The sequence below is a fragment of the Cobetia sp. 1AS1 genome, from assembly GCF_029846435.1.
Classification (GTDB): Bacteria; Pseudomonadota; Gammaproteobacteria; order Pseudomonadales; family Halomonadaceae; genus Cobetia; species Cobetia amphilecti.
This window is the reverse complement of record NZ_JARWKU010000013.1, coordinates 1-18,907: the sequence shown is the minus strand read 5'-3', so window position 1 is coordinate 18,907 and position 18,907 is coordinate 1. Positions and strand designations below refer to the sequence as shown.

Sequence of the window (18,907 nt, the reverse complement as noted above, 5' to 3'; positions counted from 1 at the left end):
CCCGTTGTTTAGAAGCGGTAGTGGGAGAAGGCCTTGTTGGCTTCTGCCATGCGGTGCACGTCTTCACGCTTCTTCACAGCAGAACCCTTGCCTTCAGCGGCATCCAGGATCTCGCCAGAGAGGCGCTGCACCATGGTCTTTTCGCCGCGCTTGCGCGCAGCGTCCACCAGCCAACGCATGGCCAGTGCCTGACGACGGGAAGGACGAACTTCAACCGGCACCTGGTAGGTTGCACCACCAACACGACGGGACTTCACTTCGACCATCGGCTGGATGGCTTCCAGCGCCTTGTCGAAGAGGTCCAGCGGCTCGTCATTGGAGCGTTCGGCAACACGATCGAGAGCACCGTAAACGATGCGCTCAGCTGCAGACTTCTTGCCGCTGATCATCAGGTGGTTCATGAACTTGGCCAGGCGCTCGCTTCCGAACTTCGGATCCGGCAGGATTTCGCGCTTAGCTGCTACACGTCTTCTAGGCATGATAAGCCCTCAGTAGAAGGGTCCTTCAGGTAAACCCGGGACGCCTCGCGTTGGACGCGACGCCCGACCTTACTCTTATCAGACCGATATTAAACTTTGAATTACGCCTTCGGACGCTTGGCGCCGTACTTGGAACGGCCCTGCTTACGGTTCTGCACGCCAGAGGTATCCAGTGCACCACGAACGGTGTGGTAACGGACACCCGGCAAATCCTTCACACGACCGCCACGGATCAGAACAACAGAGTGTTCCTGAAGGTTGTGACCTTCACCGCCGATGTATGAAGTGACTTCGAAGCCGTTGGTCAGGCGAACACGGCAAACCTTACGGAGTGCGGAGTTCGGCTTCTTCGGGGTAGTAGTGTATACACGGGTACACACGCCACGCTTCTGCGGACATGCCTGCAGCGCAGGGACGTCGCTCTTGGACGCCTGACGCTTGCGCGGCTTGCGCACGAGCTGGTTAACGGTTGCCATTTGCTTGCTCCAATGGGTTGTACTGCCTTCCAACAACAGGGCAGGATGCACCTGCCCTACTGTTAAAGGCTGCATATTCTAGGGCTTGGGCCACAAGGGCGTCAACCCCGCCGTCAGAGACGGCGGGGCGCAAGACCTCAGAGGTCGTCGTCGTCCGCGTCGAGGGCAGTGAGCTGAGCGCCCAATTCCTGCTCGACGTCCTGTGCCGACGGGGCTGGTGCGAGCGGCAGGCCATCGCGACGGCGGCGACGCTCGTCGTGATAGGCCAGGCCAGTACCCGCCGGAATCAGGCGACCGACCACGACATTCTCCTTCAGACCACGGAGATAATCGCGCTTGCCGGTGACAGATGCCTCGGTCAGAACTCGCGTGGTTTCCTGGAAGGACGCCGCGGAGATGAACGATTCAGTTGCCAGGCTCGCCTTGGTGATACCGAGCAGGATGCGATCGAACTTGGCCGGGAACTTGCCGTCGGCCTCGAGACGCATGTTTTCTTCGACGACGCGGGCGTATTCCACCTGGTCGCCTGTAATGAAGGTGGAATCGCCAGAATCGGTGATCTCGACCTTGCGCAGCATCTGACGCACGATGACTTCGATGTGCTTGTCGTTGATGCCGACACCCTGGAGGCGATAGACCTCCTGGACTTCGGTGGTGATGTACTTGGTCATTTCCGCGACGCCGAGCAGACGCAGGATATCGTGCGGGTTGCTCGGGCCATCGGAGATGACTTCACCCTTCTCGACCGTTTCACCTTCGAAGACACTGATCTGGCGCCATTTCGGGATCAACAGCTCGAACGGATCACCTTCCACCGGCGTGATGGTCAGACGACGCTTGCCTTTGGTTTCCTTGCCGAAGGTCACGGTGCCGGAGATCTCGGCCAGGATGGCCGGCTCTTTCGGACGACGTGCTTCGAACAGGTCGGCAACACGCGGCAGACCACCGGTGATGTCCTTGTTACCGGACGCTTCCATCGGGATACGTGCGATGACGTCACCCACGCCGACGGCCGCGCCATTCTCGGCGGACACCACGGCATTGCCCGGCAGCAGGTACTGGACCGGCGTGTTGGAGCCCGGCAGTGTCACGTGCTTGCCGCTACCGTCTACCAGCATGATCATCGGACGCTTGTCACGGGCCGCGGACGGACGTGAAGCACTTTCGATAACCTCGATGGAGGACAGGCCGGTCATTTCGTCAGTGGTACGGTTGATGGTCTGGCCATCTTCCATGTCCGTGAACTGCACCTGACCCGCGACTTCCGCGACGATCGGGTGAGTGTGCGGATCCCACTTGGCGACGGACTGGCCAGAGGCCACCGGATCGCCGTCACGTACGGACAGTTCAGCACCGTACGGGAGCTTGTAGAATTCGCGCTCACGGCCGTGGTCATCCGCCACTGCCAGTGCGCTGGAACGCGAGACGACAATCAGCTTGCCATCGGCACGCTCAACCGACTTGATGTTGTGCAGACGTACGCTGCCACCATGCTTGACCTGGACGCTATCCACGGCAGATGCCCGCGAAGCGGCACCACCGATGTGGAAGGTACGCATGGTCAGCTGGGTACCCGGCTCACCGATGGACTGTGCCGCAATGACACCGATGGCTTCACCGACGTTGACCTGATGGCCACGCGCCAGGTCACGACCGTAACAGGCCGAGCAGACACCGTGCACGGTTTCACAACCGATGGTGGTACGCACGATGATCTCATCGACGCCCATGGTATCGAGCTGTGCACACCAGGCTTCGTCGAGCAGCGTGCCGCGTGCGATCAGGACCTCATCAGAGACCGGATCGACCACGTCCTGCGCCACGACACGACCCAGCACACGCTGGGACAGCGGGACGATGATGTCGCCGCCTTCGATGACCGGGTGCAGAATCAGACCTTCCTGAGTGCCGCAATCCGCTTCGGTGATGACCAGATCCTGGGCAACATCGACCAGACGACGGGTCAGGTAACCGGAGTTGGCGGTCTTCAGTGCCGTATCCGCCAGACCCTTACGGGCACCGTGCGTGGAGATGAAGTACTGGAGTACGTTCAGACCTTCACGGAAGTTGGCGGTGATCGGCGTCTCGATGATCGAGCCATCCGGCTTGGCCATCAGGCCACGCATACCAGCCAGCTGACGAATCTGTGCGGCGGAACCACGCGCACCGGAGTCGGCCATGATGAAGACGCTGTTGAAGGAGTCCTGCTCCATCGGCTTGCCGTCTTCGTCATTGACCACTTCGCCTTTCCAGTTGACGACGGTCTCTTTCGAGATACCTGCCATCATCTCCTTGGCGACACGGTCGTTGGCACGCGCCCAGATATCGATGACCTTGTTGTACTTCTCGCCCGCAGTCACGAGACCGGAGGAGAACTGGTCTTCGATCTCTTTCACTTCGTCTTCGGCCGCGTCGATGATGACCTTCTTCGCGTCCGGGATGACGAAGTCGTTGACGCCGATGGAGGCGCCGGACCAGGTCGCGAGACGGAAGCCGGTGTACATCAGCTGGTCAGCGAAGATGACGGTGTCCTTCAGACCGACACGACGGTACGCCTCGTTGATCAGACCGGAGATGGCTTTCTTCTTCATCACCTGGTTGATCAGCTCGAACGGCATGCCCTTCGGCAGAATGCGGAACAGCAGTGCGCGACCGATGGTGGTGTCGTGCAGGGACGTCTTCTCGTACAGCTCGCCGGACTCTTCGTCCTTGAGCGTCTCGGTCAGACGGACCTTGACCATCGCGTGCAGGTGAGCGCTGTGCGTACCGAAGGCACGCTCGACTTCACCCAGGTTCGCGAAGGCCATGCCCTCACCCTTGGCACCGATCTTCTCGCGGGTCATGTAGTACAGACCCAGCACGACGTCCTGGGACGGCACAATGATCGGCTCGCCGTTGGCCGGCGACAGCACGTTGTTGGTCGACATCATCAACGCACGCGCTTCCAGCTGGGCTTCCAGCGTCAGCGGTACGTGGACAGCCATCTGGTCACCATCAAAGTCGGCGTTGTACGCAGCGCAGACCAGCGGGTGCAGTTGGATGGCCTTGCCTTCGATCAGCAGCGGCTCGAACGCCTGGATACCCAGACGGTGCAGAGTCGGGGCACGGTTCAGCAGCACCGGGTGCTCGCGGATGACGTCGGCGAGGAAATCCCAGACTTCCGGGGCTTCGCGCTCGACCATCTTCTTGGCGGCCTTGATGGTGCTGGCGTGACCGGAGGCCTGCAGCTTGGCGTAGATGAACGGCTTGAACAGCTCAAGCGCCATCTTCTTCGGCAGACCACACTGGTGCAGACGCAGGGTCGGGCCGACGGTGATGACGGAACGACCGGAGTAGTCGACACGCTTGCCCAGCAGGTTCTGACGGAAACGACCCTGCTTGCCCTTGATCATGTCGGCCAGCGACTTCAGCGGACGCTTGTTGGAACCGGTGATGGCGCGACCGCGACGACCGTTGTCGAGCAGTGCATCCACGGATTCCTGCAGCATGCGCTTCTCGTTGCGCACGATGATGTCCGGCGCATTGAGGTCGAGCAGACGCTTGAGGCGGTTGTTGCGGTTGATCACACGACGATACAGATCGTTCAGATCCGAGGTCGCGAAGCGGCCGCCGTCCAGCGGTACCAGCGGACGCAGGTCCGGCGGCAGCACTGGCAGCACTTCCATGATCATCCAGCCCGGCTTGTTGCCGGAATAGTAGAAGGCTTCCAACAGCTTGAGGCGCTTGGACAGCTTCTTGATCTTGGTCTCGGAGTTGGTCTGCGGAATCTCTTCACGCAGGCGCTCGACCTCTTCTTCCAGCTCGATGTCCTCGAGCAGCGCCTTGATGGCCTCGGCACCCATGCGGGCATCGAAATCATCACCGAATTCTTCCAGCGCTTCGAAGTACTGCTCATCGTTGAGCAGATGACCCTTCTCGAGAGTCGTCATGCCCGGATCGATGACCACGAAGCTTTCGAAGTACAGCACGCGCTCGATATCACGCAGAGTCATGTCGAGCAGCATGCCGATACGAGACGGCAGAGACTTCAGGAACCAGATATGCGCGACCGGGCTCGCCAGTTCGATGTGAGCCATACGCTCACGACGCACTGCCGCCTTGGTCACTTCAACGCCACACTTCTCACAGATGATGCCGCGATGCTTCATCCGCTTGTACTTGCCACACAGGCACTCGTAGTCCTTCACCGGGCCAAAGATCTTGGCACAGAAAAGACCATCACGTTCCGGCTTGAATGTCCGGTAGTTGATGGTTTCAGGCTTCTTCACTTCACCAAAAGACCACGAGCGAATCATGTCCGGAGACGCCAGGGTAATCTTGATGGCGTCGAATTCTTCGGACTGCGCCTGCGATTTGAGAACTTTCACCAAATCTTTCATGGGTCGCTCCGTTGCGGAGTTGTCATGGGCAAAGCCTGGCTGCTGACACCAGGCTTTGCGGACCGTCAATACTTGTGGCTTTTCGGCGTCAGCCTTCCAGCTCCATGTCGATACCCAGCGAGCGGATTTCCTTCACCAGCACGTTGAAGGATTCGGGCATGCCCGCCTGCATGGTGTGATCGCCATCTACGATGCTCTTGTACATCTTGGTACGGCCTTCCACGTCATCGGACTTGACCGTGAGCATCTCCTGGAGGGTGTAGGCAGCGCCGTACGCCTCGAGGGCCCAGACCTCCATCTCACCGAAGCGCTGACCACCAAACTGCGCCTTACCACCCAGCGGCTGCTGCGTGACGAGGGAGTAGGAGCCGGTCGAACGCGCATGCATCTTGTCATCCACCAGGTGGTTGAGCTTGAGCATGTACATGTAACCGACGGTCACCTTGCGATCGAACTTCTCGCCGGTGCGGCCATCGTAGAGGTCCATCTGTCCGGAATCAGGGATACCGGCCAGCGTGAGCAACTGCTTGATCTCGTGTTCCTTGGCGCCATCGAAGACCGGCGTTGCCATCGGCACGCCCTTCTTCAGGTTGTGCGCCATGGTGATGATTTCATCATCGCTGAGCACGGAGAGGTCTTCCTGGCGACCGCCGACGGTGTTGTACACCTTGTCGAGGAATTCGCGGATCTGCTTGACCTGCTCGGCACGCTCTTCGCGCAGCATGTGCTCGATCTTCACGCCCAGACCACGCGCGGCCATGCCGAGGTGGGTCTCGAGGATCTGACCGACGTTCATGCGCGACGGAACACCCAGCGGGTTCAGCACGACGTCAACCGACTCGCCATTGCCATCGAACGGCATGTCTTCGACCGGCATGATCGCGGAAATGACACCCTTGTTACCGTGACGACCGGCCATCTTGTCACCCGGCTGGATACGACGCTTCACGGCGACGTATACCTTGACGATCTTGAGCACGCCCGGTGCCAGATCATCGCCCTGGGTGAGCTTGCGCTTCTTGTCTTCGAAGCGCTCGTCCATCTCGCGACGACGGATCTCGAGCTGCTCATCGGCCTGAGCCAGCAGTTCGTTGAGAGACTCGTCCTGCAGACGCAGCTTGAACCACTCCTGGCGCGGCAGTGCTTCCAGGTAGTCATCGGTCAGCACGTCGCCCTTCTTGAGCTTCGGACCACCGTTGACGGCCTGACCGACCAGGTTGCGCTGCATGCGCTCGAAGGTCGCCTCTTCCGCGATGCGGTAGGTTTCCTGCAGGTCCTTGCGGACCTCGGCCAGCTGCATCTGCTCGATGGAGAGCGCACGCTGATCCTTCTCGACGCCGTCACGGGTGAAGACCTGAACGTCGATGACGGTGGCCTTCATGCCGGTCGGGGCACGCAGAGAGGTGTCCTTAACGTCGGACGCCTTCTCGCCGAAGATGGCACGCAACAGCTTCTCTTCCGGCGTCAGCTGGGTCTCGCCCTTCGGCGTGACCTTGCCGACCAGGATGTCGCCCGGGTTCAGCTCGGCACCGATGTAGACGACACCGGACTCATCCAGCTTGGAGAGTGCGGATTCGCCGACATTCGGGATATCGGAAGTGATTTCTTCCGGCCCGAGCTTGGTGTCACGCGCGACACAGGTCAGTTCCTGGATGTGGATGGTGGTGAAGCGATCTTCCTGCACCACACGCTCCGAGAACAGGATGGAATCCTCGAAGTTGAAGCCGTTCCAGGGCATGAACGCCAGACGCATGTTCTGACCCAGGGCCAGATCACCCATGTCGACGGACGGACCGTCGGCCAGGATGTCGCCGATGGCGACTTCGTCGCCAGGACGCACGATCGGGCGCTGGTTCTGACAGGTATTCTGGTTCGAGCGCACGTACTTGGTCAGGTTGTAGATATCAACGCCGGCTTCACCGCCGATGATCTCTTCTTCCCGCACACGTACGACGATGCGCTTGGCATCGACGGAATCGATGACACCGCCACGACGTGCCACGGCGCAGACGCCGGAGTCACGCGCCACGAAGCGCTCCATGCCGGTACCGACCAGCGGCTTGTCAGCCTTCAGAGTCGGAACGGCCTGACGCTGCATGTTCGCACCCATCAAGGCGCGGTTGGCATCATCGTGCTCGAGGAACGGGATCAGTGCGGCAGCGACAGAGACGACCTGACGCGGAGACACGTCCATCATGGTGACCTTTTCCGGCGCCATGAAGGTGGTCTCGCCACGGTGACGAACCTGAACCAGGTCGTCGACCAGACGGCCGTTCTCGTCGACGGTCGCGGAGGCCTGGGCGATGATGAAATCGCCTTCCTCGATCGCGGACAGATCGACGACATCGTCGGTGACCTGACAATCCACGACCTTGCGGTACGGCGTCTCGAGGAAACCATAGCTGTTGGTCTTGGAGTAGGTCGCCAGCGAGTTGATCAGACCGATGTTCGGGCCTTCCGGCGTTTCGATCGGGCACAGACGGCCGTAGTGCGTGGCGTGAACGTCACGAACTTCGAAGCCGGCGCGCTCACGGGTCAGACCACCCGGGCCAAGCGCGGAGACACGGCGCTTGTGCGTCACTTCGGACAGCGGGTTGTTCTGATCCATGAACTGGGAGAGCTGGCTGGAACCGAAGAATTCCTTCACCGCCGCCGCAACCGGCTTGGCGTTGATGAGATCCTGCGGCATCAGGCCTTCGCTCTCGGCCATGGACAGACGCTCCTTGACCGCACGCTCGACGCGGACCAGGCCGACACGGAACTGGTTTTCCGCCATTTCGCCCACAGAGCGAATACGACGGTTACCCAGGTGGTCGATGTCATCGACATCGCCATTGCCGTTACGGATGCTGATCAGCTCCTTCATGACGGTCAGGATATCGTCCTGATCGAGCACGCCGCTGCCGGTATCGCTTTCGCGACGCAGGCGACGGTTGAACTTCATGCGGCCCACGCCCGACAGGTCGTAGCGGTCTTCGCTGAAGAACAGGTTCTGGAACAGTGACTCTGCTGCATCCTTGGTGGGCGGCTCGCCCGGACGCATCATGCGGTAGATCTCGACCAATGCCTCGAGCTGGTTACGCGTGGTATCCAGTTTCAGGGTATCGGACACGAACGGACCGCAATCCAGGTCGTTGGTGTAGATGACTTCGAACTGGGTGATCTTGGCCTGAGCCATCTTCTCCAGCAGTTCCGGAGTGATCTCGCTGTTGCTTTCGCAGACCAGCTCACCAGTGGCCGGATCGATCTGATCCTTGGCCAGCACCTTGCCGTACAGGTAGTCCATCGGCACTTCGAGACGCTCGAGGCCGGAGGCTTCCATCTGACGGACGTGCTTCTGTGTAATACGACGACCTTCCTCCACGATCACGCTACCGTCGGCATCCTTGATGTCGAAGGCGGCGGTCTCGCCACGCAGACGTGCCGGCACCAGCTCAACGGAGAAGCCGCTGCGCTCGATGTGGTACATCGTGGTGTCGAAGAACGTACCGAGAATCTCTTCGCTGGTCATGCCCATGGCACGCAGCAGAACGGAAGCCGGCAGCTTGCGACGACGGTCGATACGGACGTAGACGTTGTCCTTCGGATCAAACTCGAAGTCCAACCAGGAACCGCGGTAAGGAATTACACGTGCGGAGTACAGCAGCTTGCCGGACGAGTGGCTCTTGCCCTTGTCGTGGTCGAAGAACACACCCGGCGAGCGGTGCAGCTGTGACACGATGACACGTTCGGTACCATTGATGACGAAGGTACCGTTCTCTGTCATCAGGGGGATTTCCCCCATGTAGACTTCCTGCTCCTTGATGTCCTTGATCGCCTTGTTCGACGATTCCTTGTCATAGATCATCAGGCGCACTTTCACGCGCAGCGGTGCAGAGTAAGTGACTCCGCGCAGCTGACATTCCTTGACGTCGAACGCCGGCGTACCGAAGCGGTAGCTGACATACTCGAGCGCTGCGTTGCCAGAGAAGCTGGCAATCGGGAACACGGACTTGAAGGCAGCGTGAAGGCCGACTTCCAGGCGCTGTTCTGGCGCCCTGTCCTGCTGGAGAAAGTCGTGGTAGGAATCAAGCTGGATGGCCAGCAGGTAAGGCACATCCATCACTTGGGGCAGTTTGCCAAAATCCTTGCGGATGCGTTTTTTCTCAGTGTATGAGTAAGCCATCTGTATTCCCCAGCTTGTTCACCTTGGGTGACCGATGCGTGGTCGGCTCATACCTGATGGCGCGGCGATGTCCATCAGGCGCGGACGGCAAGCCTCCCTTGCGGGCTGGCTCGCCGTCATAATTCGTCTTGCAACAGAAAAAGGCTGGTGGCGGAGTCCGCCACCAGCCAGGAAGCTTACGCAGCGTGCGCAGCCTGGAACACGAGTTACTTGAGTTCCACGGACGCGCCAGCTTCTTCCAGCTTCTTCTTAGCTGCTTCTGCGTCTTCCTTGCTCACGCCTTCTTTCAGGGTGGCCGGAGCGCCGTCAACAGCTGCCTTGGCTTCTTTCAGGCCCAGGCCAGTCAGTTCACGAACAGCCTTGATGACGTTGACTTTCTTGTCACCAGCAGCAGTCAGAACGATGTCGAACTCGGTCTGCTCTTCAACAGCTTCAGCGGCAGCCGGGCCAGCAGCGACGGCGGCAGCGGCAGAAACGCCGAACTTCTCTTCCATTGCTTCGATCAGCTCAGCCACTTCCATGACGGTCATGTCAGCGACGGCGTTGATGATGTCTTCTTTGGTCAGTGCCATTTTAGCAATCCTAAACTTTGCGGAGCAAAGATGCTCAGTCAAACGGAAATCGATTCAGGCTGCACGAGACAGCCAGGAGGTCAAAGCGCTGCTTACGCGGCGGCTTCGGCTTCCTTCTGATCGCGCAGTGCTGCGATAGTACGGACCAGCTTGCCTGCAGAAGCTTCCTTCATGACAGACAGCAGCTTGGACAGTGCTTCATCGCGGGTCGGCAGAGATGCCAGACGGTCGATATTCGCCGCCGGGATGAACTCGCCTTCGTAGGCCAATGCCTTGACTTCGAACGCCTCGACCTGCTTGGCAAATTCCTTGAACAGACGAGCGCCAGCGCCCGGGTGTTCCATGGAGAATGCAAGCAGAGTCGGGCCGACGAAGGACTCGTTCAGCACCTCGTAAGAGGTACCGGACAGCGCACGACGAGCCAGAGTGTTGCGAACAACACGCAGCTGGACGCCCGCTTCGCGGCACTGTTTGCGCAATTCGGTCATTGCACCAACAGTTACACCACGAGAGTCGGCAGCGACTACGGAGAGAGCACCCTTGGCGGTTTCGCTGACCTCAGCAACAATTGCCTTCTTGTCTTCGAGACCTAAAGCCACGGTGTTGACTCCATTTCGTGCCGGGGAACGAATTCCCCAGTGGTTTACCATCTCTCTCACCAGAACTGCGCGGGAGAGTCTTGGAGGATGGCTGCCACCAGCAGGGCTGGGACACCATCTGCGCAGGCTACGCGCAATGCAAGCATCGCGGCGCGATTAAGCCGGCCCTGTCACCGAGGTGACAAGGCCAGCGCCTGCGGTCTTTGACGGCGCCCCGCGGCTGAGCACGGGGACCGCAAAGTGAAACATTCTGAGACTGCCTTACGCGTACTTGGCGTGATCGACAGTCAGACCCGGGCCCATGGTGCTGGACAGGGTGATCTTCTTCAGGTAGATACCCTTGGAAGTGCTCGGCTTCAGCTTCTTGACTTCGGCCACCAGAGCGTCAATGTTACCCTGAATGGAGTCAGCACTGAAGTCGATCTTGCCGATACCGGCGTGAATGATGCCGTTCTTGTCAGTACGGAAACGCACCTGACCAGCCTTGGCATTCTTCACGGCAGTCGCGACGTCAGGGGTCACGGTACCGACTTTCGGGTTCGGCATCAGGCCGCGCGGACCGAGGATCTGGCCCAGCTGACCGACAACGCGCATGGCATCCGGAGAGGCGATGACGACGTCGAAGTCCATCACGCCCTTCTTGACCTGTTCTGCCAGGTCATCCATGCCGATCACGTCTGCACCGGCTTCCTTCGCTGCTTCAGCGTTGGCGCCCTGGGTGAAGACAGCGACGCGCACTTCGTTACCGGTGCCATTCGGCATCACGGTAGCGCCGCGAACGACCTGATCGGATTTACGCGGGTCAACACCCAGGTTCAGAGAGACTTCGATGGTCTCCTTGAACTTGACGGTGGACAGCTCGGACAGCAGAGCAACAGCTTCTTCGACGCTGTAGACCTTGCCGGATTCAACTTTCGCGTTGATCGCCTGGGCGCGCTTTGAAATCTTGGCCATGATCAAAGACCCTCCACGTTCAGGCCCATGCTACGGGCAGTACCGGCGATGGTGCGAACAGCAGCGTCCAGATTGGAAGCTGTCAGGTCCGGTTCCTTGGTGGTCGCGATCTCTTCGAGCTGAGCGCGAGTCACGGTACCGACCTTCTTCTTGTTCGGCTCGCCAGAACCGGACTTCAGACCAGCCGCTTTCAGCAGCAGGACGGCCGCAGGCGGCGTCTTGGTGACGAAAGTGAAGCTACGGTCGGAGTAGACAGTGATGACCACGGGAGTCGGGAGACCCGGCTCGACGTTCTGGGTAGCGGCGTTGAACGCTTTACAGAACTCCATGATGTTGACACCGTGCTGACCGAGGGCAGGACCCACGGGCGGGCTCGGGTTAGCTTTACCGGCTGCAACCTGCAGCTTGATGTAAGCCTGTACTTTCTTGGCCATGATAGGACTCCAGTATGGGTGGTAGCGCCTTGCGGCTCCCCGTAAAACCGGGCCGCCTCAGGCGACCCGTCGTGTTGCCGTGATGCTCGTATTCAAACAGGTGAGATGATGATCCTGAGATCAGTCCTTCTCGACCTGGGAGAACTCGAGCTCCACCGGCGTAGCACGCCCGAAGATCAGCACGCTGACCTGCAGACGGCTCTTTTCGTAATTCACTTCTTCGACTACGCCATTGAAGTCCGCGAACGGACCATCAGTGACACGCACCGTTTCACCCGGCTCGAAGAGAGTCTTCGGACGCGGCTTGTCGGTGCCATCCTGAACGCGACGCAGCATGGCGTCGGCTTCTTTCTGGGTAATCGCTGCCGGCTTCTCCGGGGTTCCGCCAATGAAACCCATGACGCGCGGGGTTTCATTCACCAGGTGCCAGGACTGATCATTCATGTCCATCTCGACCAGCACGTAGCCCGGGTAGAACTTGCGCTCGCTCTTGCGGCGCTTGCCGTCACGCATTTCGACGATTTCTTCGACCGGCACGAGAATCTCACCGAAGTGATCTTCCATGGCGTAAAGCTTCACACGCTCGTTGAGCGAACGCATGACCTGCTTTTCGAAACCGGAATAGGCGTGTATGACATACCAACGCTTGGACATGGAAACTCCGTTAACTGACGATGCCGGACATCAGCCAGCCGAGGGTGGTATCGATGAGCCATAGCAACAGGCCCACGATAAGCACGGCACCCAGCACGATGGCAGTTGTCTGGACAGTTTCCTGTCGGGTCGGCCAAACGACGCGCTGGATCTCGCGGCGCGCACTACTTGCCAGCTCGACAACATCACGGCCTTTGTTGGTCGTGATCGCCAGAGCAGCCGCTGCAACACCAAGCACGACGACGCCAAGCACGCGATAAAGCAGCGCTTGGTCAGCAAAATAGGCGTTGCCAGCAACAGCCAGCACAAGAAGAATGACAACGACCGACCACTTGAACCCGTCGTGGCGCGCTTCCTGCACCTCGGCGTTCTGTTTCATCAAAGAGACTCCTCAAGGGTGCAGCGATCGCTAGAATCGAGAATCGGTAAGAAGTCGAATACCATCCTGGGGAAGGATGGCAGGCCAGGAGGGAATCGAACCCCCAACCTGCGGTTTTGGAGACCGCTGCTCTGCCAATTGAGCTACTGGCCTGTAACACTTGCGTGTTCCAGAGACTAAAAACAAGGCTGAATGAACAGCGGGCGCCATCATAGCTGAGACAACCCAAACTGACAAGCCTTATCTTTGACCGCGACCTGGGAGGTCGTCGGAAACGAAAAAGACGAGCCAAACTACGACTCGCCTTTCCGTTGTATGGAGCTCGTGGGCGGATTTGAACCGCCGACCTCACCCTTACCAAGGGTGTGCTCTACCCCTGAGCTACACGAGCAAAACCTTTGCGCAATCTCGACTGGCGAGATGAACTGGAGCGGGCAGCGGGAATCGAACCCGCGTCATCAGCTTGGAAGGCTGAGGTTCTACCATTAAACTATGCCCGCTTTCCAACTCTTGCTGCCCTGATGCACGCGGCATCATAAGCGAATCTGGTGGTGGGGGAAGGATTCGAACCTTCGAAGCTTTCGCGGCAGATTTACAGTCTGCTCCCTTTGGCCACTCGGGAACCCCACCATCTGTGACGACGCATCTTACGTCGCTTGGGATACGCTGTCAAGTGCTTGATTTCATTCTACTTCAAGCGCTTGAGGGAATGTATCGCCTCAGAACGGGACGTAGTATGTCAAAGCATCTGGGTGAGCGCAAGCCCTGAGCGAAGTTTTTCTAGATCAGGCACTCGCGGCTGGTCGGGCGCACCTGACAGGCGCCCTGCCCGCTCGGCAGCGGTCAGTGGATACAGCGCCTCCAGGCCGGCGTACACCATGTCTGGCCAGAGCGCATGCGGCACCCGCAGACCGCGCGCCACCACCCGCGCGTCACCGCCGGTCAGCAGCAGCGGCAAGGCTACCCCTTCACGATCGCAGACCTCGGCATAGAGACGATTGACCGCACTGACGGCCGCCATGTAGATGCCGTGATTGACGGCCTCTACCGTATTGCGACCCGGCGCGAGCAGCGTATCCACCTCGGTATCCGGGTCGATGGCCACATTGCGCGTACCCAGCTTGAGGCTTTCCTTCATCAGACGCAGTCCCGGGAGAATATACCCCCCCAGATGCTTGCCACCCGGCAGCACGAAATCCACCGTGATCGCGCTACCGCAATCGACGCTGCAACAGCCCCCGGTGAGATGATGGCCGGCGAGTGCGCCCAACCAGCGATCGACGCCCAGGCGTTGCGGCTCTTCATAGCCGCAGGTGACGCCCAGCGCCTCCCGCGTCGAGTGCGCGACATGCACGACGCCGACCTGCTTGCGCAGCAACTCCACCGTCTCATCCAGCACCTGCTTGCGCGCCACACTGGAGATACGCACGGCCGTGACGACATCCAGGTCAGGAATGTCCGCGCCCGGCCGCCACTCCTCTCGCGTCCAGACGGCGCCGCGCGAGCGGATCTCGCTGGAAACGGTGTCCTTGAGACGCCATTTTGACAAGGTGTTGCCGATATCAAGATCCAGAATCATGAGACGGCGCGCAGACTGATCTCGCCACCGGCGAGAGTGATGGTTTCGCCATTCATGCGCACCTCGAGATTTCCATTGACATCGACACCTTCTGCCACGGCTTCTTCTCGTCTGTCTCCGCGCAGAATCACCACATCACGCCCCTTGAAGGCATTGCGCTCATTCCAGCGCGCCTGCCATCCGGCAAAGCCCTGCGACTCGAACTCGGGCAACAGCGCCAGCAATGACTCCATCAGACGCGCGGCATAGCGATTGCGCGAAGCACCGGGAATGATGTCACGTACCGCAGCCACCGGCTGGGTGATCGCCTCGCGCCTAGAGGCCGGCAACTCGATGTTCATGCCGATACCGATGACGACGTCACAGGGACCGGACACATCACCTGTGACCTCGACCAGAATACCGGCGATCTTGGGTTGATCCTTCTGTATCTGCAGCAGGACATCGTTGGGCCACTTGAGGCGCGCGGGCAGGCCATCGGCCTCGAGCACCTCCGCCACCGCCACGCCGATCGCCAGACTCAGGCCCTCAAGCGATGCGGCGCCTGATTCGAAGCGCCAGCCAAGCGAGAAGACCAGGCTGCGCCCCCAGGGAGTCTCCCACTCACGCCCACGACGGCCACGCCCAGCCGACTGCACCTCCGCCAGACAGACCTCAGCATGACCGGCTCCCTGACGAAAGCGCTCGCGGATGAAGGTATTGGTCGAGTCCACCGACTCCTCGACGAACAGGCGCGTCAGGTATTTGCGAGTCTCGCGCGGCAGCGCCTCGATGATCTGTTGACCATCGAGCAACTCGATGGGGTTGGCCAGTCGATAGCCAAGCCCCTTGATGGCTTCCAGCGGAATGTCGAGCGCCTCAAGTTTCTTGAGCTGCTTCCAGACCGCCGTACGCGACACCCCGAGCTCTTCGCCCAGGGCCTCTCCGGAGTGGTAGCCACCATCTCCAAGCAGACGAATGAGATCACGGATGGTCATGCGGAGGCCTGTCCCTGTGCAAAAGCGCACATTCTATCGGATTCATGGGCTTGCGAGCCAAGAACAACGACCAAAGATAACGCTCTTTTCGTCAATTCCGCTCCCCTGCACGCATTCCCGCCCCCGCCAGGCGATTGAACAAGGCGGAAAGCAGCATCAGGACACTGCCCAGTCCCAGCCATGAACCTACTCGCCACAGCCCCTCCAGGGTGGCGGTATCCCACACCCCCACCTTGATCACGGTGAGGATCAGAATGCCCTGTCCGATACGCTGCCAGTGTTGCTGCCCCACCTTGGCACCACTCACGACCAGCGCCGCCGCAACGACCAGCATCAGCACACTGTAGGCATATAGCTCCGCCTGCTCGATGCCCTGCCATAGCCCCAGCCCAGCGCCATGCCAGCAGTGACGCAAGTTGAGCGCCAACCACAAGCCGGCTGACAACAGACCGAGCACTTCGCTCAGCCCGCGCATTCGTGAGCGTGACGCGGCGCTTCCCGTATCCACGTCCGGTGCGCGCCTGGATGTCATGCGCCAGAGCATAGCGGCGCCGAGTGCAGGCAGGCCGTATGCCGGCAGAAGCCAATTGACCAGCGGCCAGCTCCCGACATCCGCCGGGTGCCAGAGCGGATTGAAGATGCCCAGCACGCCGACACTCCAGAGGATCACAGCCGCTCCGCCAACCACCAGTGCCAGCACGCGATACAGCTGCGTCCCTCTCCGCGCCTCAGCACCGGCGCCACGAGCACGCCAGGCGTAGCTTGCCGCCACCCCGGCCAGCGCCAATACCTGCAGGGAAAGCTCCGCCAGGGTGAGGCTGCCCTCGAAGGGCTTTCCACCGGTCAACACATAGCGGATTTCCATCACCACCGTCGCGACGGCAAGCTGGACAACGGCACCTTCCAGCCAGCGCTGTGTCCGCGGTCGGTGGCGCATGCCGAGACTGGTCATGGCAACACAGGCCAATACCGGCAGCAGTATCTGCAGTGGCCAGTGCGCGATATCGGCATAGTCGTCATGCGCCATGCCATACATCAAGCGAGCCACGACACCCCACGCCAGCAAGCGTGACAGCTCAGCAAACACGGAGCGCGCCGTGGTATGCCCCTCGCGATACCAGCGCCATTCACAAGCGGTCAAACCCAATAGCTGCAACGCCAGCGCCAGGGTCAGCGATGGCCCCTCCAGCACTGCCACCAGGGCAAGGAAGATTCCGGCCTGCGCCGGCAGCCACAGTCCTGCGGCAAGCTGAGCGCCTTCGCGCGCCTGGAAGCGCATGGCACCTGCCCAGCACACCAGCCCCCAGACCAATGGCGGCAATCCTGTGTTGACCAGCCCTGTGTTGATCAGCCTCCCTGCATCGTTCGCCTCGGCCGCCCATGGCATGGCGTCCTGCCAGAGGGCCAGAGCCCATGCCAGCAGCGGCACCATGGTCGCCAATGCCCACCAGCAGGCTGCAAGCGGCCTCTCTGCTCCTTCACCCGCATCATGACGTGGTCGCCAACTCGCCAGCGACAACAGGCCGACACTCAGTATCAGCGGGCTGAACATCGCGCTGCTCGACAGCGATGCCGTCAGAGCAAGCCCCCACACCAGCAACCAGAGTCCGTTGCCAGCAACCACCATCGACCACAGCACCGCATGGCGGCGACTAGACCAGGCAATCACCAGCATCGGCATGAGGCTAGCCAGCCACCCCCGATGCCACAGGGACACACCGGAGCCGGCCATATCGGAAGGCGCCACCAATGAGCCAAAGGAGACGCCATGCACGAGACTGCCCAGCCAGGGCAGCCAGAGTCCCAGCACGACGCTCACTGAGACAAGGCTCCCGGCAAGCCAGTGCCGGCGCAGCTCAAGAGATGCGCGCCAGGGCAACCATGTCGCAAGTGAGGCCTGCGCCTGTCGCTCATCCTTTTCTACGGCGCCCGTGGATGACTCCCACGCCTCCTCCCACAGATACCCCAACGCCAGCACGGCCAGCCAGACACCACCCACCCAGGGCAACAGCCCCACCAGCAATGTCGTACCAGGGGTGATACCGAAGGGCATCAACAGCAACCACCAGCCGAGCGCTCCCACCAGACCGCCCCAATACAGCCAGCTCACCGCGACCTGGCGGTACAGCACACGACACGCTGCCGCTATCACACCCGCATACCCCAGCAACAGCAAGGTCGAGGCTTCCTGCCACTGCTGGTGAATGGGCAGCGCCAAGGGCAGAGCATATCCGCCCAACATGCCCAATGCTGCCAGCCACGGCCCATGATGCCGCGCACGCTCCAGCATCCACAGGCTCAAGGCTGCCAGCAGTGCGAAGGTGACCGGCATGGACACCAGCGAAAGCAGAAAGTGACCAGCCAGCAGGCTCGCCGCGAGCACCAGACTGCCGGCACCGCTGACGGCGCCTGTCAGACTCGATGACTGGGACGTACGCAGTCTCAGCCACTCGGCCAGTACCGTCATGCTCAGGCCGAACCCGAGACCCAGTGCCAGCCGTACCCCCGGCCCCAGCAAGCCCTGCTCAAGGGAGTACCCGACGAGCAGGATGCCTGCCATCACCAGAGACAAGGCACCCACAAGAATCATCCAGTGTTCCTGAAGGACCGTCAGCAGACGTGGCATGCCCCCCGGCAGCACCTCTGATGCCTTTCTTGCAGCATCTGCGCCCTGCCCCTTCTCGCCTGAACGACTGGAGGCAGCGCCATGCAACAAGCGCTGAAGTAGCCGGTAGGACAGAGAGTGGCCGCCACTGGATGATGCAGTGGTCCGCGAGTCACTGATCGATGGCGTTGCATCGACTGCTGCCAGTCCTTCCCGGGGCGGCACTTCGGCAGGCGATTTGTCCACACCCCCTTCTTGCAAGGGGGTGTGCATAACCGGAGCGCCATGAGCAGGAAGCTCGCGAGCAAGCCTGGCCTCCATATCGCGCAGTCGCTGCTCCAGCGCCTTGATGCGCAGCATGCTGAGCCACCCCATCAAGGAACCACCCAGTACCAGCAACGCCATCATGACGCCCACCAACATCAGCTCATCCATCGCCCAGCCCGTCATCGAAGAGTCGTGCTCAGAGACTACGGCATTTTGCCTGGCACCTCATGCTGTCAGTCTCTCGGCACCGTATTTGCACATTGAACGCAAAAAGCCCGACTCCTGGGGGAGCCGGGCTTTCTTTTTCTGCGCACAAAGAGAACCGCCCCTGCAGCAAGGCTACAGGGGCGGTTCGGGATAAGTGCCTGACGATGACCTACTCTCACAT

General features: G+C 60.5%; 13 protein-coding genes and 4 tRNA genes. All 17 read right to left on the bottom strand.

All coding sequences use genetic code 11. From position 1 onward, the window contains the following. Window positions 1-8: 8 nt before the first annotated feature. Window positions 9-479: a 30S ribosomal protein S7 gene (rpsG, locus tag QD280_RS16540; protein WP_043334878.1), complete on the bottom strand. Its 471-nt coding sequence runs from the start codon at window positions 477-479 to the stop codon at window positions 9-11. Between the two features lie 101 nt (window positions 480-580). Next, on the bottom strand, window positions 581-955 hold the full coding sequence (gene rpsL, locus QD280_RS16535; protein ID WP_043334880.1) for a 30S ribosomal protein S12: 375 nt from the start codon (window positions 953-955) through the stop codon (window positions 581-583). A gap of 137 nt (window positions 956-1,092) precedes the next feature. Beyond that, window positions 1,093-5,334, bottom strand: a complete 4,242-nt coding sequence (gene rpoC / locus QD280_RS16530) for a DNA-directed RNA polymerase subunit beta' (RefSeq protein ID WP_279834934.1) — start codon at window positions 5,332-5,334, stop codon at window positions 1,093-1,095. Between the two features lie 88 nt (window positions 5,335-5,422). After that, the gene (rpoB, locus tag QD280_RS16525) at window positions 5,423-9,499 is read right to left on the bottom strand and encodes a DNA-directed RNA polymerase subunit beta (protein ID WP_043334884.1); all 4,077 of its coding nucleotides are present in this window, start codon (window positions 9,497-9,499) and stop codon (window positions 5,423-5,425) included. Between the two features lie 206 nt (window positions 9,500-9,705). Then, the gene (gene rplL, locus QD280_RS16520) at window positions 9,706-10,071 is read right to left on the bottom strand and encodes a 50S ribosomal protein L7/L12 (RefSeq protein ID WP_054556899.1); all 366 of its coding nucleotides are present in this window, start codon (window positions 10,069-10,071) and stop codon (window positions 9,706-9,708) included. A gap of 92 nt (window positions 10,072-10,163) precedes the next feature. Then, window positions 10,164-10,670 (bottom strand): 50S ribosomal protein L10, encoded by a 507-nt coding sequence (gene rplJ, locus QD280_RS16515; protein WP_054556898.1) that lies wholly within the window; start codon window positions 10,668-10,670, stop codon window positions 10,164-10,166. 261 nt (window positions 10,671-10,931) lie between these two features. Then, window positions 10,932-11,624 carry a 50S ribosomal protein L1 gene (gene rplA / locus QD280_RS16510; RefSeq protein ID WP_054556897.1) on the bottom strand — a complete coding sequence of 231 codons (693 nt, stop codon included), beginning with the start codon at window positions 11,622-11,624 and terminating at the stop codon, window positions 10,932-10,934. Window positions 11,625-11,626: 2 nt separating this feature from the next. Next, window positions 11,627-12,058, bottom strand: coding sequence for a 50S ribosomal protein L11 (gene rplK / locus QD280_RS16505; RefSeq protein ID WP_043334893.1), 432 nt, complete (start codon window positions 12,056-12,058; stop codon window positions 11,627-11,629). 120 nt (window positions 12,059-12,178) lie between these two features. Then, a complete protein-coding gene (gene nusG, locus QD280_RS16500) occupies window positions 12,179-12,712 on the bottom strand; it encodes a transcription termination/antitermination protein NusG (protein ID WP_043334895.1) in 534 nt (177 codons plus the stop codon). Between the two features lie 10 nt (window positions 12,713-12,722). Next, a complete protein-coding gene (secE, locus tag QD280_RS16495) occupies window positions 12,723-13,091 on the bottom strand; it encodes a preprotein translocase subunit SecE (RefSeq protein ID WP_043334897.1) in 369 nt (122 codons plus the stop codon). A gap of 77 nt (window positions 13,092-13,168) precedes the next feature. Beyond that, window positions 13,169-13,244: transfer RNA gene (locus QD280_RS16490), tRNA-Trp, on the bottom strand. Window positions 13,245-13,407: 163 nt separating this feature from the next. Next, window positions 13,408-13,482, bottom strand: a tRNA-Thr gene (locus QD280_RS16485). A gap of 35 nt (window positions 13,483-13,517) precedes the next feature. After that, window positions 13,518-13,591 (bottom strand) — tRNA-Gly (locus tag QD280_RS16480). A 46-nt stretch (window positions 13,592-13,637) separates the two neighbouring features. Further along, a tRNA-Tyr gene (locus QD280_RS16475) sits at window positions 13,638-13,721 on the bottom strand. Between the two features lie 109 nt (window positions 13,722-13,830). After that, window positions 13,831-14,670 (bottom strand): type III pantothenate kinase, encoded by an 840-nt coding sequence (locus QD280_RS16470; protein WP_054556896.1) that lies wholly within the window; start codon window positions 14,668-14,670, stop codon window positions 13,831-13,833. After that, entirely contained in the window at window positions 14,667-15,647 is a 981-nt protein-coding gene (locus QD280_RS16465) for a biotin--[acetyl-CoA-carboxylase] ligase (RefSeq protein ID WP_192839468.1), read from the bottom strand. Before QD280_RS16465 ends, QD280_RS16470 begins: the two co-directional genes overlap by 4 nt. A 91-nt stretch (window positions 15,648-15,738) precedes the next feature. After that, window positions 15,739-18,702, bottom strand: a complete 2,964-nt coding sequence (locus QD280_RS16460; protein ID WP_279840036.1) for a DUF2339 domain-containing protein — start codon at window positions 18,700-18,702, stop codon at window positions 15,739-15,741. Between the last annotated feature and the right edge of the window lie 205 nt (window positions 18,703-18,907).